General features: G+C 66.7%; 11 protein-coding genes. 9 read left to right on the top strand and 2 right to left on the bottom strand.

Going from position 1 to position 14,106, the window contains the following annotated elements:
* The first annotated feature begins 1 nt into the window (after position 1).
* The 9 genes from lanKC (at position 2) to ACFV15_RS00980 (ending at position 13,136) form a co-directional block, all read left to right on the top strand.
* Positions 2–2,596 carry a class III lanthionine synthetase LanKC gene (lanKC, locus tag ACFV15_RS01020; RefSeq protein ID WP_378348067.1) on the top strand — a complete coding sequence of 865 codons (2,595 nt, stop codon included), beginning with the start codon at positions 2–4 and terminating at the stop codon, positions 2,594–2,596.
* Positions 2,597–2,907: 311 nt separating this feature from the next.
* Complete coding sequence (locus ACFV15_RS01015; protein ID WP_378348066.1) at positions 2,908–4,110, top strand: cytochrome P450; 1,203 nt, start codon at positions 2,908–2,910, stop codon at positions 4,108–4,110.
* Between the two features lie 39 nt (positions 4,111–4,149).
* Positions 4,150–5,463, top strand: a complete 1,314-nt coding sequence (locus tag ACFV15_RS01010) for a glycosyltransferase (RefSeq protein WP_378348065.1) — start codon at positions 4,150–4,152, stop codon at positions 5,461–5,463.
* 3 nt (positions 5,464–5,466) lie between these two features.
* Complete coding sequence (locus tag ACFV15_RS01005) at positions 5,467–6,489, top strand: NAD-dependent epimerase/dehydratase family protein (protein ID WP_378348064.1); 1,023 nt, start codon at positions 5,467–5,469, stop codon at positions 6,487–6,489.
* The gene (locus ACFV15_RS01000) at positions 6,486–8,519 is read left to right on the top strand and encodes a prolyl oligopeptidase family protein (protein WP_378348063.1); all 2,034 of its coding nucleotides are present in this window, start codon (positions 6,486–6,488) and stop codon (positions 8,517–8,519) included. Before ACFV15_RS01005 ends, ACFV15_RS01000 begins: the two co-directional genes overlap by 4 nt.
* Positions 8,516–9,850: a glycosyltransferase gene (locus ACFV15_RS00995; protein WP_378348062.1), complete on the top strand. Its 1,335-nt coding sequence runs from the start codon at positions 8,516–8,518 to the stop codon at positions 9,848–9,850. Before ACFV15_RS01000 ends, ACFV15_RS00995 begins: the two co-directional genes overlap by 4 nt.
* Positions 9,851–9,989: 139 nt before the next feature.
* The gene (locus ACFV15_RS00990) at positions 9,990–10,229 is read left to right on the top strand and encodes a hypothetical protein (protein WP_378348061.1); all 240 of its coding nucleotides are present in this window, start codon (positions 9,990–9,992) and stop codon (positions 10,227–10,229) included.
* A gap of 37 nt (positions 10,230–10,266) precedes the next feature.
* Positions 10,267–12,078, top strand: a complete 1,812-nt coding sequence (locus tag ACFV15_RS00985) for a protein-arginine deiminase family protein (protein ID WP_378348060.1) — start codon at positions 10,267–10,269, stop codon at positions 12,076–12,078.
* Between the two features lie 368 nt (positions 12,079–12,446).
* Positions 12,447–13,136: a M15 family metallopeptidase gene (locus ACFV15_RS00980; RefSeq protein ID WP_378348059.1), complete on the top strand. Its 690-nt coding sequence runs from the start codon at positions 12,447–12,449 to the stop codon at positions 13,134–13,136.
* 171 nt (positions 13,137–13,307) lie between these two features.
* Here ACFV15_RS00980 and ACFV15_RS00975 read toward each other — a convergent pair whose 3' ends face one another.
* Entirely contained in the window at positions 13,308–13,499 is a 192-nt protein-coding gene (locus ACFV15_RS00975) for a hypothetical protein (protein WP_378348058.1), read from the bottom strand.
* Positions 13,500–13,618: 119 nt separating this feature from the next.
* Positions 13,619–13,849 carry a hypothetical protein gene (locus ACFV15_RS00970; RefSeq protein WP_378348057.1) on the bottom strand — a complete coding sequence of 77 codons (231 nt, stop codon included), beginning with the start codon at positions 13,847–13,849 and terminating at the stop codon, positions 13,619–13,621.
* Positions 13,850–14,106 lie beyond the last annotated feature (257 nt).

The following is a 14,106-nucleotide window of genomic DNA, read 5'->3' as shown; positions in this document are numbered from 1 at the left end:
CATGAGTGTTGCCGCACGTCAGGTCTACTGCTTCGCGGATCCGGTATTCTACGAGACCCCGGACCGCTGGGATCCCACGCTCAGCGCCTTGCAGGTTTCGCGACGACCGGTCCCCGAGGGCTGGCGACGGCGCGAGCGGGGCTTCTGGACCCACCTCCACCCGATCACCGCGAATCTTCCCGCACAGGGCTGGAAAATTCACGTGACCGCGAGCACGTCAGAGCTCGACAGCACCTGCTCGGCCGTGTGGGACTACTGCGTCCGGCATGGGTTGCCGTTCAAGCACCTGGCTACCAAGAAAACCTACCTCGCGGTCAACTCGAAATACGCACCGCGCAGCGCGAGCGGAAAGCTGATCACCATCTATCCGAGCGATGAGAACAGTCTTGAGAAGACTCTCATAGACCTGGAGGACATTCTCTCGGAAGTGCGCGGCCCAGCGATACTCAGCGATCTCCGCTGGCGAGAATCTCCTCTTTTCGTACGCTATGGTTCCTTTATCGAGGCTTACTGCATGGACGCCGAAGGGGATCTTGTCGCAGCGCTCGCCAACTCTGCCGGCGAATTGGTTCCGGATGTCCGAGGCACCTCCTTCAAGGTTCCTGATTGGGTGAGGCTTCCCGATTTCCTCGGCGCCAGCGACCAAGCGCACCGAGCCACGGAAAGCTTCCCTTACCGGGTGTCCAAGGCACTGCACTTCTCCAACGGCGGCGGCGTGTATCTCGCCGAGCGGCCGTCGGACGGGCTCCAGGTCGTGCTCAAAGAGGCGCGCGGCCTGGCAGGCCTGGACCGGGGAAACGGCGACGCGGTCAGCAGGCTCGACCGGGAGCACGACGCCTTGACCAAGCTTGCCGGCATCGACGGCATCCCGGCCTGGCACGGCTACTTCGAGGCGGGCGGGCACAAGTTCCTGGCCATGGAGTACGTGGAAGGCACGAACCTGTGGGTCTGGATGGCCAAGAACCACCCGATGATCCTCTTCGACACCCCTGAGCCGTCCGCCTGCGCCGCATACGCGCACGAGGCACTGCGCATACTGGCGGAGATCGAAAAGATCCTCGAGCGCATGCATGCGAAGAACATCGGCTTCGGGGATCTCCACTTCGGAAACGTCATGGTGCGCCCCGACGGCTCGGTGTGCCTGATCGACTTCGAGATGACCTATGACCTCACCGACCACGACTATCGGCCCGCGATGGGTACCATGGGATTCATCGCGGGTGAGCGTGCCAGCGGCAGGCAGCTGGACGACTACGCGTTGGCCGCGCTCAAGTGCGCGTTGTTCTTCCCGTTGGAGAAGATGCGGGTGTTCGACGAGCACAAGGCAGGTGAGCAGCTCAGCGTCATCGCCGAGCGGTTCGACGTCCCCACAGGCTTTCTCGAGGGCATCCGCGCCACGCTGACCGACCGCGCGCTGCGCCCGCCGTCACCGCCGGAACTCGGTGGCGAGCCACTCGAAGTGGACCTGGACGCGGCCGACTGGACGCAGCAGACGGCCTCGATGTGCGAGGCGATTCTGGCATCGGCCGACCCGCAGCGCTCCGATCGGCTGTTCCCCGGTGACTCGGCGCAGTTCCGCGCGGGCGGTGCCATCAACCTCGCACACGGCGCCGGGGGAATCCTCTGGGCGCTCGCGGTGGCCGGCAGACGCGACGCGCGCTCCGAAGAATGGTTCGTCACAACCGCGATGAGCACCGAGCACCAGCCTCCCGGCTTCTACAACGGCCTGCACGGGGTGGCGTTCGCACTCGATTTCCTCGGTTATCAGGATGCCGCGGCCGAGCTGCTGGACAGGGAAGCGAATGCCGCGCTGGTCAAGGACATCGGGCTTTTCAAAGGCCTCTCCGGGATCGGGTTGAACCTGCTTCACTTCGCCGGTCGTCACGACGACGATCGCCTCGCCACCGCCGCGATCGGCATCGCCACCGAGCTGGCCTCGCGGCTGGCGGAGCCGCGAGATGACCGGCGCCCGGCCAAAACCGGGCTCATGCACGGCTGGTCCGGCCCGGCGTTGCTCTTCACCAGGTTGTACGAGCACACCAACGACGACGCGTACCTCAGACTGGCCACCCGCGCCGTGGACCGCGATCTCGACGGCTGCGTGTTCGCCGATACCGGGGCGCTGCTGGTTGAGGAGAAGGGTGTGCGCACCCTCGCCTACCTCGACGGTGGCAGCGCGGGCATCGCGCTCGCCATCGACGAACTGTCGCGGCACGTGGACGGCGGACGCGCCGCGGAGCAGTTACCGGCCTTGCTGAAGGCCTGCACGAGCGAGTTCGTGCTACAGCCCCAGTTGTTCAACGGCCGCGCCGGCCTGATCGCCGCGCTCGAACGCAACCGCAGGCGGGATCCGGGTCTCGGTTTCACCGACCTGATCTCCCGGCACCTGGCCCGCCAGTCGTGGCACGCGCTCTCGTACCAAGGACATCTTGCCTTTCCCGGCGAGTTCGGCCTGCGCGTTTCGATGGACCTCGCCACCGGGGTCGCCGGGGTACTGCTCGCCACCACGGCCTGCACCGGCGGGACCGGAAGGTTCCTGCCGTTCTTCACCGACCGGGCTTCCAACCAGCACTACTCACCGCAAAAGGAGGTGTGAACGATGGAGAACATCCGCGATCTGCAGAACCTGATCGTCGACGTCGAAGAGAGCGACCTGCCCGCTTCGACCGGCTCGATCACCTGCTGAACCAGTCCAGCCACTTCCGTTGAACACCCGTGAACGAGGAGGTGTGAACCATGGAGAACATCCGCGATCTGCAGAACCTGATCGTCGACATCGAAGAGAGCGACCTGCCCGCTTCGACCGGCTCGATCACCTGCTGAATCAGCAGCTGAACGGCTGACCACGAAGGTGGGGGCGCGGGCTAGCCGCCCGCGTCCCCACCCCATGACCCGGGGGTTACCACCATGACGAAATCGGTCGTGACGGCCGGCAGTGAACCGCAGGATCCCGTACGCGCGCTGCACGACTGGGGTGCGCATCAGCGGGCCACCGAACCGGTGATCTTCGATCCCGGTTCCGGCGCCTGGCACGTCTTCTCCTATGAGGGGGCCAATCGGGTACTGACCGATCGGCTGGCGTACTCGAGCGAGTTCCCGTCGGAGATCTCGGTCAACGACGACCTCATCGACGGCAACTTCGCGCTGCTCGACCCGCCCCGGCACAACCGGCTGCGCGGAGTGGTCAGCAACCGGTTCACCGCCTCGGCGATCGGCGCGCTCAGAACCGAGGTCGACCGGGTGGCGAGCACACTGCTCGACGAGCTTTCCGGCACCGAAGGGGTCGATTTCGTCGATGAGTTCGCCTATCGGCTGCCTGCCACTGTCATCGCGAGTGTGCTCGGCCTGCCCGTCGCGGATGTGCCGCTGTTCAAACAGTGGAGTTTCGCCCAGCGGCGGGGAAAGCGCACCCGATCCGTGGAACACGATGCACCGGACGACATCACCGGCACGGTCCTGTCCCCCATGCGCGAGTATCTGCTCGACCAGCTCGCCCAGCGCAGGGCCGCACCGAAGGACGACCTCATCACCGAGCTGGCCGAGGCCAGCGTGGACGGCGTCCCACTGTCCGACGATGAGATAGCGGGCTTCCTCCGGTTGCTGCTCACCGGCGGTGACCTGACCACATGCTCGCTGCTCACCAGCGCGGTGCTCTGCTTCGACGAGCACCCTGGACTGCTCGGCCGCCTTCGTCCCGACACAGCGAAGATCGAGTCCGCTGTCGAAGAGATCGCGCGCTGCAGGCCACCTTTCGCCAGGGCGGCCCGCTGGAGCACAGTGGACACCGAACTGGACGGAGTCCGGATCCCGGCGGGGCAGATGGTCATCCCGTGGATCATCTCGGCCAATCGCGACGAGCGGCGCTTCGTCGATCCGGACCGGTTCGACGTGACCAGGGAGCCTAACCCGCATCTCAGCTTCGGGCGCGGGGTGCACTTCTGCCTCGGTGTTCATCTGGCCAAACTCGAGGCGACACGGGCGATCGTCCATTTGGCGAGCCGGTTCCATGAGATCAGCGTGCGACGCGACGCCCCGCTACGGCACTTCGACCCCGCAGGTGGCGTGCTCGCACTCGAAGAGCTGACCGTCGATTTCACCGTCCGGCGCTGACGGCAATCCAGCACCGGCCACTTCGCCACGGAGGCGAGCTTGAAGGTACTCATCTACGCCTACGGGACCCGCGGCGACGTCCAGCCGTATCTGGCGCTGGCCGACGCGGTGAACAAACGCGGCCATCACGCGGTGCTGTCCGCGCCATCGCGTTTCTCGGGCTTGGCCGACCGCTACGAGGTGGAGTTCGCCGGACGAGACGACGAGATCATCCGGATGTATCTGGAAGATCCTGAGGTGCAGTACACGATCGCCTACCAGGGCAGCGGTGAGGCGGGCTACCGCAAGCGGGGCAGACAGGCGAGCACGAGGCTCCGCGAGACCTTGCGCGCCCGGCTGCCCGCGATGCTGGAGGACACCGCGCTGGCCGCGGTCGGTGGTGCCGACCTGGTCGTCGCCGGCTTCTACCAATGGGAGCTCGGCCAGCACATCGCCGAATGGCTTCGCGTACCGCTGGTGATGAGCTCGCTGTGGCCGAACTGCGTGCCGAGCCGGTACTACCCCGGTGAGCTGCTTCCGTTCGGCACCAAGGTCGCCGAACCGCTCAACCGGCTGAGTTACCTGCCGATGCGTCACTTCCAGATCGGACGCGGGATCGTCGACCAGTGGCGCGAGGGCACGCTCGGTCTCGCGCCCCGGCGCGGCAGGCATGACCGCCTGCGCACCCCCTCCGGCGGCCGGGTCCCGTTCATCCACGCCTTCAGCCCGCTGGTCGTGCCACCCGCCTCCGACTGGCGGGGCAGGGTGACCACATCAGGTTTCTGGCATCTGCCTGCCGAGGACTCCTGGGCACCGCCCACCGAACTGACCCGCTTTCTCATGGACGGCGACAAGCCGGTGTTCATCGGCTTCGGCAGCCTGGTCAGCCGGGACGCGGGCGAGGCAGGCCGGATCATCGGCGCGGCCGTCGCCGAGACGAACGTCCGCGCCGTGGTGCGACGCGACGCGAACATCGACGCCGCCAAGCTAGGCGACAATGTGCTGCTGGTCGACGAACTCCCCTACGAATGGCTGTTCCCCAGGATGAGCGCCGTAGTGCATGGCGGCGGCGTCGGCATGGTGAACGACGCGCTCGCCGCGGGCGTGGCGCAGGTGCCGGTGCCGCACACGAGTGAGCAGGAGGCCTGGTGCGTGCGGGCGCGCGAGCTCGGTGTCGCGACGGCGCCGATCAGGCAGCGCGACCTCAGCCCCGACGCGCTCAGCGCCGCGTTGCGGGAAGCGACCGATGGTGCCATGGCGGCCGAAGCCGGCCGGCTCGGCCGCCGGATCCGCGCCGAGGACGGTGCCGCGACCGCGGTCCGGTTCCTGGAGTCGGTTCACCGCGAGCACGCCGCGGGAACGGGAGCGAGGTGAGTCATGGCAGGCTATTGGGCCGGAAGAACGGTGATCGTCACCGGCGGGCTTGGTTTCCTCGGCTCCCATTTCGTGGAAGCGCTGCTCGCAGAGGGCGCCGAGGTGGTGTGCCTGCACCGCGGCGACCGGTTCGGCAGGCTCGCGCAGCTTCCGCCCGCCCCAGGGCTGCGCACGCTCGAACTCGATCTGCTCGACGAACAGGAACTGCAGGCCGCGGTGAAGTATTGCGCGCCCACGGTGCACGCGATGGTGCACTGTGCCGCGCTGGACGGGAACGCCTCGTTCAAGATCAAGAACTCCGCTCGGATACTCGACCAGAATCTGCGGTTCACCTCGAACGTGCTCAACTGCGCCCGCGACCACGAAGTCGAGGACACCGTTGTGGTCAGCTCGGCCGAGATCTACGCCACCGAAGACGGCGCGATCGTCTCCGAAGACCAGGACTTCCGCCGCAGCATGCGCTACTCGTCGAACGGCTACTACCTTTCGAAGGTGTTCGGCGAAGTGCTGGCCGAGCTGTTCCGCGACCAGTTCGGCATGCGCGTGTTCCTGCCGAGGCCCACCAACATCTACGGTCCTCGTGACGGGTTCCACGGCCCGGTCGGCCGGGTCATCCCCAGCATGCTGGGCAAGCTCGCCGCAGGCGAGGACCTCGAGATCTGGGGCGACGGCAGCCAGACTCGATCGTTCATCCATGTCGCGGACATGGTCAAGGCCACGTTGCGGCTGGTGGCCGACGGCAGGCACCGGACGTTCAATGTGGGCACAGCGGAGTCGGTGTCCATCCTCGAGCTGGCGACCACACTGGCGGACATGCTCGGCGAGCCCGAGCGGCTGAAGCTGCTGCGCGACGAACCGACCGGACCTTCCGGCAGGCAGCTGGACGTGAGCAGGATGGCCGAAGTGATCGACTTCGTCCCTCGTCCGCTCAGTGCGGGGCTGCGGGAAACCGTGCGGTGGTATCGCGAACACTACCCACACGGCGATGCCCGGCTGGCCGCCACCGGATCCGGTCGCGGCCGATGACCATCCGATACCCGGCGTGGGAACGAGACGACCACGACACCGTCGTGCTGGGCCGTCACGTCCGCGATCCTTACCGGCCGCTCGAGCACGCCGACAATGACCGAGTGCTCACGTGGCTGGCGGAGCAGGACACACTCTTCGCCGGTCAACGGCGGAAATGGCCGCACGACTTCCGCCGCGCGGCAGACCGTCTGTCCAGGGTGCCGGAGGCCGGCGCGCCGGTTTTCGCGGGCGGCCGATCCTTCTTCACACTGCGCTCGCCGGACGACCAGCATCGGCTGCTGTGGATCGCGGACGCGGACGGCGGCGACCCCCGGGTGCTGGTGGACCCGCGCTCACTCGCGTCCGACGACACGGCGACCATCGACGCCTGGTGTCCCTCCAGGGAAGGCGACCTGCTCACCTGCCAGTTCTCCTCTGGTGGCGACGAGCAAGCCAGCCTGGTGGTACTCGATGTGGCCACCGGGCAACTCGTGGACGGCCCGATCGATCGATGCCGTTACTCACCTGTCGCCTGGCTGCCCGGCGGCGAGGCGTTCTGCTACGTCCGCGATGCCGAGACGTTCAGCCGACAGGTCCGGTTGCACCGGGTGGGCACCGCGCCTGCCGACGACCTGGTCGTACTCGACGCTGACGAGAAACCTTACCGGTCTTACCAATTCGCCACTGACCAGTCGGGAACCCAGCTGCTGATCACAGCTTCACTCGGCCCAGCGCAGAGCAAAGATCTCTGGGCATGCGAGCTGGCCGGTCCCGATCACGTGAGCAGGCCAAGTGTGGTGAAACGCGCCGTGGGAAAGCGCGTCCAGGCCACCGTCAGTGCTGACGGCCGGGCGATAGTGCTCACCGACGAGGGCGCGGACCGCGGACGGGTGTGCGCTGGGCCGCTGTCCGGCCGAGGCGACTGGCACGAACTGGTACCCGAACCGCATGATGCGGTGCTGAAGTCGTTCCTGCTGCTGAACGTCCCTGAGCCGGCGTTGCTGCTCGCCGTCGCCCGCGACGCGCGGACGGAACTGACCGTCCACGCGCTCGACGGCGGGCGTCCGCCGAGAACCGTCGCGCTACCCGGCTGGGGATCCGTACTGGAACTGGCGGACGGTTCAGGGCGCGACGCGTTCTTCACTTACACCGACTACACGACTCCCGCCTCCGTCTTCCGCTATGACGCGGTGACCGGCATGACGCGGGCATGGTCCCGGCAGACGCCACCGCGGCCCGTGGTCCACGTCGAGCGCGACAGCTACCAGTCGGCCGACGGCACCGAAGTCGAGGTCGAGGTCATCTCGGCCGGGACGAGCACGGAGGCCCGGCCGGCGATCCTGCACGGCTACGGCGGCTTCGGTGTCTCGATGGGCCCCGCGTACTCACCCATGATCCTGGCCTGGGTGCTCGCAGGCGGCGTGTTCGCGATCGCCCACGTCAGAGGCGGTGGCGAACGTGGCCGGTCCTGGCACCGTGACGGCAGCCTCGACCGCAAGCAGCGCAGCTTCGACGACTTCCACGCCGCGGCCGCCTGGCTCGTCGACCGTGGATGGACGACCGAACGGCAACTGGGACTCTACGGCGTCTCCAACGGCGGTCTGCTGGTCGGCGCCGCGATCACGCAGATCCCCGGCGGCTTCGGCGCGGCCGTCTGCTCCGCACCGCTGCTCGACATGGTCCGCTACGAACGGTTCGGGTTCGGGCCGCTCTGGCGGTCGGAGTACGGCTCCGCCGAGCACGCGCACCAGCTCGACTGGCTGATCTCGTACTCGCCGTACCACCGGGTGCGCGAAGGAGCGAGGTACCCGGCGGTCCTGTTCACCGTCTTCGAAGCGGATTCCAGGGTCTCACCCGTGCACGCCTACAAGATGTGTGCCGCGCTTCAGCACGGCAGCGCGAGCGGGAATCCGGTACTGCTGCGCCGGGAAAGCGCCGTCGGGCACGGCCAGCGGTCGCGCCGCTCGGAAATCGAATTGGCGGCCGACCAGCTCGCGTTCTTCGCGGATCGGCTCGGCCTCGAACCGGAGGACGGGAAATCAGCATGAAAGCATTGATCTACGCTTACGGCTCACGCGGTGACGTCCAGCCGTATCTGGCGCTGGCGCACGCATTGAACGAATCCGGACACAAGGCCGTGCTCGCCGGTCCGGCGAAATTCGCCAAGCATGCGGCCGGTTACGACGTCGACTACATTCCACGCAACGACGAACTGCTCGATTTCTATGTCGACGACCCTGATGTGAGCGCCTGGCTCCGCAACCAGGGGAACAACAACGCGTCGACACGGGAAATACGCAAGACGGCGCTGGACAAACTCTCCAAGGAATTCATCCGCTGCTTTCCCGGGATCCTCCGCGAGATCTCCGCCGCCGCCGAGGGCGGCGCGGACGTCGTCGTCCAATCATACGAGGCACTGCCCTTCGAACAGGGACACCACGTCGCCGAGCGGATCGGGGCCCCCGTCGTGCTCGCGACGCTGTTCCCCAACTATGTCCCGTCCTGGCATTACCCGGCGAAGTACCTCCCTGCCGACAAGCGATTCCCCCGGGTGGTCCGGAGACTGAGCCACCTGCCGGCGCGGGTGCTGCGGCCGATCGGGAAGATGCCGGTCGACATGTGGCGCGCGGAGGTATTGGGGCTGCCACCACGGAGAGGCGCCCACAACCGGCTGCGCAGGCCCGACGGCGGCCCGGTCCCCGTGCTGAACGGGTTCAGCGAGCAGCTCGTGCCACCGGCCCCCGACTGGCCCACCTGGGTTCACCCCACCGGCTTCTGGTACCTGCCACCGGACTCGGACTACCATCCGCCGCGGGCACTCACCGGGTTCCTCAGCGAGGGCGATCCGCCGATCTGCGTCAGTCTCGGCACGGTGCGCGGACTCGACCCGCACGCGGCGGGCAGACTTGTCACGGAGGCCGTCCAGCGCGCTGGCGTGCGAGCCGTGGTCATCCGGGCCTCGGGCAGTATCGAGATCGCCGACCCGCCGCCGTCGATCCACCTTACCGACGACATCCCCTACTGGTGGTTGCTCCAGTATGTCTCCGCGATCGTGCACGCGGCCGGTGTGGGCACCATCAACGAGGCCTTGCGTATCGGCATTCCGCAGGTGCCGTGCCCAGTGCACAACGAACAGCTCATGTGGGGAGTCAGTGCGCATCGGGCGGGTGTGGCCACCGCGCCGATCCGCGTCCGCGACCTGCGTCCGGACAACCTGGCCGGTGCGATCCGGAAAGCGGTCACCGACCAGGCCCTCATCCGGCAGGCACGCGCGCTGGCCGAGATCGTGCACCCCGAAGACGGGGTACGCCGCGCGGTGACCGCGCTGGAAAACATTGTGGCATTTGCGGAAAGGGCTCGAATCTCACAGCTGCGATAAACACTCCTCCGCTCTTAAGAGGTTCCAGCTCTCGTTGCGAGCCACTCTGCTCGCGTGCTACCGTGTAGCTGAGAGTAGTCGTTTGACGGCCGTCCGCATTCGACACTCCGTCGCGCAGCCGACAACTCAAGGGGGAATTGTGAAAAGCGCGAAGTTCACCGTTGGCGTACTGGGCCTTCTCTGCGTCATCCAAGGAATCGGCGGGCTCATCCAGCGCATGGTCAAACCGGATTATCATGGCTGGTATCTCGTGCTCTACCTCAGCGATGGGCCCGTGTTCCAGATCGTCGGATCCATTATCCTGATCTTACTCGGCTCCTTTCTTTTGCACATCACTCGCAACCAGAAGCAGTCGAGCGAAAACTCGACGGACTCCTAGCCTGTCGCAGACATTGAACGACTATTAGAATATTCCCATGGGGAATTCCAGTACGCGCGCCAAAATGCTCCCGGCACTCGTCGCGATAACGGCCATGGCCGTTATCGGCGTGGACTCCGCGGCGGCAGGCCCGGAGTCCACGCTGCGCGGTGACACGGTCATGCTGCCGAACCTCGACGACGACCAGCGACGCTGCCGGGTTGCCGAGGCTGATCTCGACCTGGTCGGCCTCCAGGTCGATCGGCGGCTCGCCGAATGCGGCGACGCTGCCGACGAAGTGGTCAACGGCGACGCCGACGAGGCGGATCTCGCGAGGGTGAACGTACTCGCGAACCCGAGGCTCAGTGCGGGCGCGACCGGACTCGTCGAGCTGGATCACGGGAAATACGCGCGTGTCTTCGTCCGCCGTGCGGCGGGCTTCACGCCGCTGGCCCCCGGCTCTGGCGTCCTCACCGCCGCCGAACTACGCCGCGGCGCCGAACTCGCGGTCGAAGGCCGGGACATCATCCGCGACCCGGCTGTGTGGGACGGCCACGTGACGATCACGCTCACCGTCACCGACCGGGGTGCCGAGCGAAGGTACCGCCACACACTCCAGGTTGCCCCGCTGATGCTCCAGCACGACCTGCAACCCGCGACGACCGTCTTCGCAGCTCGACCTGGCGACGGTCCCGGACTGCCCGCGGACGGCGGGCCGCTGTTCCCGCCCGAAGGCGTTCCCGGCGACTGGGCCCCGTTCAGCACGACGCTGCGGGACGCGGCACGGGGCACCGGTGCGGGCGTCCGGCACATCGCCGGCAGCGCCGGCTGGTGGAAGGACATGTGGTGGCAGGATCTGTTCGAGCCCGCCTACGCCGAGATGCCTGCCCGCCACGGCGGCAGGCAGGTGATGCGCTTCGCGATCCGGTCGGCCAACGTCTGGGACCTGGCCGGGCCGGGCGGCAGGATCGAGCGCACCCTCAGGCCCGCCGGGCGGCTGCTGTTCCGCGATCTGCGCGGTCCCGACGTGGCGGTCGTCCAGGAGTTCACGGACGTGAGCAGGCATTTCGGCGTCGACCTTCGCAACGCCACCGGCAATTTCGAGGCGCTACCGCCCGACGGCCGCTTTCCACACGGCAGGCTCCTCTACGGCAGCTCCGCGACGGACGCGCTGCGTCCGGATCCGGCTTTCCTCACCATGCTGACCGGTCAGGGCATGCAGCCGCCCTTGGTGCTCGACACGTCATGGCTCGCGGTCGGACATGTCGATGAAACCGTCCACGTGGTGCGAGCGGACAACGCACGCCGCTGGACGGTGATGGTCGCCGATCCCAGAGCCGCGGTCGCGCTGCTCCGCTCGGCTCAGGCGACCGGCTCCGGCCAAGCTCGGCTTTTCGAAGGCACCCAGGCGGAGATCAAGCCGACCGTGGCGCAACTGCTCAGCGACGGCGCTCTCCTCAGTGAAAACGAGAGCGCTGCCACGCACATCGACGCGCAGATCGCGGTCTTGCTGGCCGAGACCGGCTTGTCGCGCGATGAGCTGGTTTGCGTGCCCGTGCTGTTCAGGAACCATCCGGCCTATCCGAAGCTCGTGGCGTTCACCCCTGATGTCGTCAACGGGATATCACTGACCGCGAGTCGTTTCGCGGCACCTGATCCGCATGGCCCGGTAGTGGCAGGCCGTGACCTTTTCCGCGATGCCACCGAAAGAGCGCTGGCCGCGAACAGGGTCTCGGTGCGCTGGGTCGAGGATTTCAGCTGGGCACACCTGGCTTTCGGCGAGGTGCATTGCGCGACGAACGCGTGGCGGGACATCCGTTCGACCCGTCCTTGGTGGACTCGAAAGCCCGCACCGCCCGGAGTGACCTGACCAACCCGATCAAGCCCCGGCGGACGAGCACGCGGCCTCGAGCAATTCGGAAGTCAAATCTGCCTCTGACGCGAGGGCGCCCACGCGGTCAAGCCCGGCATCGACGAGATCGCGAAACGACCGCAGGCCGAACCCGTTAGTCTGCATAGAGAATTGTCAGCCCGTCTAGTGGCGGATCCGCCCTCTTGACATCCGAACCAGCCGCGCCATGGCTCATGGCGAGCATTGCTCCGACGAAGTCGGCCAACAGTCCGCTGTGGACAGTTGATTGGTCGGTGACCCAGATCCGCCGACACACTCGAGGTTGCCCGGATGTGGCGAACCCGACTCTCGGCAACCGGCCAGCGTCGCAAGCACGTATAGCGATCATGAAACTGAGAACCAGAGTTTTCGCTGTCGTCACGTTCACACTGTCCGTGGTTCTGGGCGGTGCCACGTCGGCGCCGGCCACCTCGACCCAGACCGTTCGACTCGCCGCGCCCGCAGGCAGCGGGCTCGCGCCCTACATCGCCGTCATCAAGCCGGTTACGGCAGAACGGCTTGGTTCCAGCTGGCGTGAGGGCTGCCCGGTCGGTCCCGGTCAGCTGCGGCTGATGAGCCTGACCTTTCTCGGCTTCGACGGTGCGACACACCGGGGCGAATTGATCGTCAACGCCGATCGCGCCGTCGAGGTCGCGTACACCTTCGCCGACCTGTACTTCGGCCGGTTCCCCATCGAACGGATGGAGACCGTGGAGAAATACGACTCGGACGACGACGCGTCGATGGCCGCGAACAACACTTCGGCGTTCAACTGCCGGGCGATCACCGGCGGCACCGCATGGTCCAATCACTCCTATGGGCGCGCCATCGACATCAACACCGTGCAGAACCCTTACATCTCCGGCAGTGGCACGATTTACCCGCCCAACGGCGCGCCGTATGCCGACCGCGCGCTCCGCGCACCCGGCATGATCCACGCAGGCGACGTGACCGAGCGGGCCTTCACCTCCCGCGGCTGGACCTGGGGTGGCTTCTGGGAGACCCCAGTCGACTACCAGCACTTCGAGAAGCCCTGACACCAGCAGAAGAGGCCGCCGGCGCGGTACGCCACACCGGGTGACGCGAACAAGCCACTGGATGAGTTGATGGTGGTACTGGGCCGCGTATGACCACGCCGCCTTGATCGACGCCGGCGGCCTCCGATGCGCACGCCGAATGGCTGTCACATTCGCATGGCCTGCCACCGGTCAGTTACCACACTGCGACCTTGAGAGGTCTATTCGTAAAACCGCGGCCGCCATACTCGAGAGCTTTACCGTCATGATGACGATCACCAAAATTACCGACATATCCTGAGATGCTCCGCCAGCTCCGGTCGACCGCCGCACGGGCGACCGGAGCTCCGAGCCAGCCTCGTCCGGGCGTTCGACATCGTCCATCCGGGGCTCCTCGTTCAACCCTCGATCGGCTGAAGTTCCGAATTCGGCTGCCCGGTTTCCTCAGCACACGCGTTCTGTACACGCCGAACCACGCATAGCTTCCGCGCATCGGCCGAACATCACTGGCAGAGGGACCCGCCATGCTCGATGCCCAGCCACCCATCGGCGCCGGGAAGCGCCTCGATCCGGCGATCCCATTCCTCGCAGCCGGGTACTTTGTGCTCGCTGGGGGTCGGCATCATCTCGCCGGTGCTGCCGCTGTTCACCCAGGGCTTCGGCGTCGGCCCCACCGCGGCGAACCCGCTGGTCAGCGCGTTCGCAGTGGCCTCGAGCATCACCCTCAGTGGCATACGACAGGTCCAACGCACGGCTCGCCCGCTACGAATGTTCTGCGCCAATACACTCAGACCGCACAGCCTTCACCAGCATCCGAGATCGCGAGGAGCCAATCCCCAGCCGCTTGCGAAGCACATCCGCCGAATAGGCCGCTGATGTTTCGCCCAATGGAGCGCGTTCTCGGCGCGCGCCCGGTCGAGCTCCTCCGACGATGCCGCCGGACACGGGTCGCTCACGGCCATCTCCAGCCACCACTCCGACTACCTGACCA

Source organism: Amycolatopsis sp. NPDC059657, from assembly GCF_042734395.1.
Lineage (GTDB): Bacteria > Actinomycetota > Actinomycetes > Mycobacteriales > Pseudonocardiaceae > Amycolatopsis.
The sequence above is the reverse complement of the archived record's forward strand: the minus strand, read 5'-3'. Positions and strand labels throughout refer to the sequence as shown.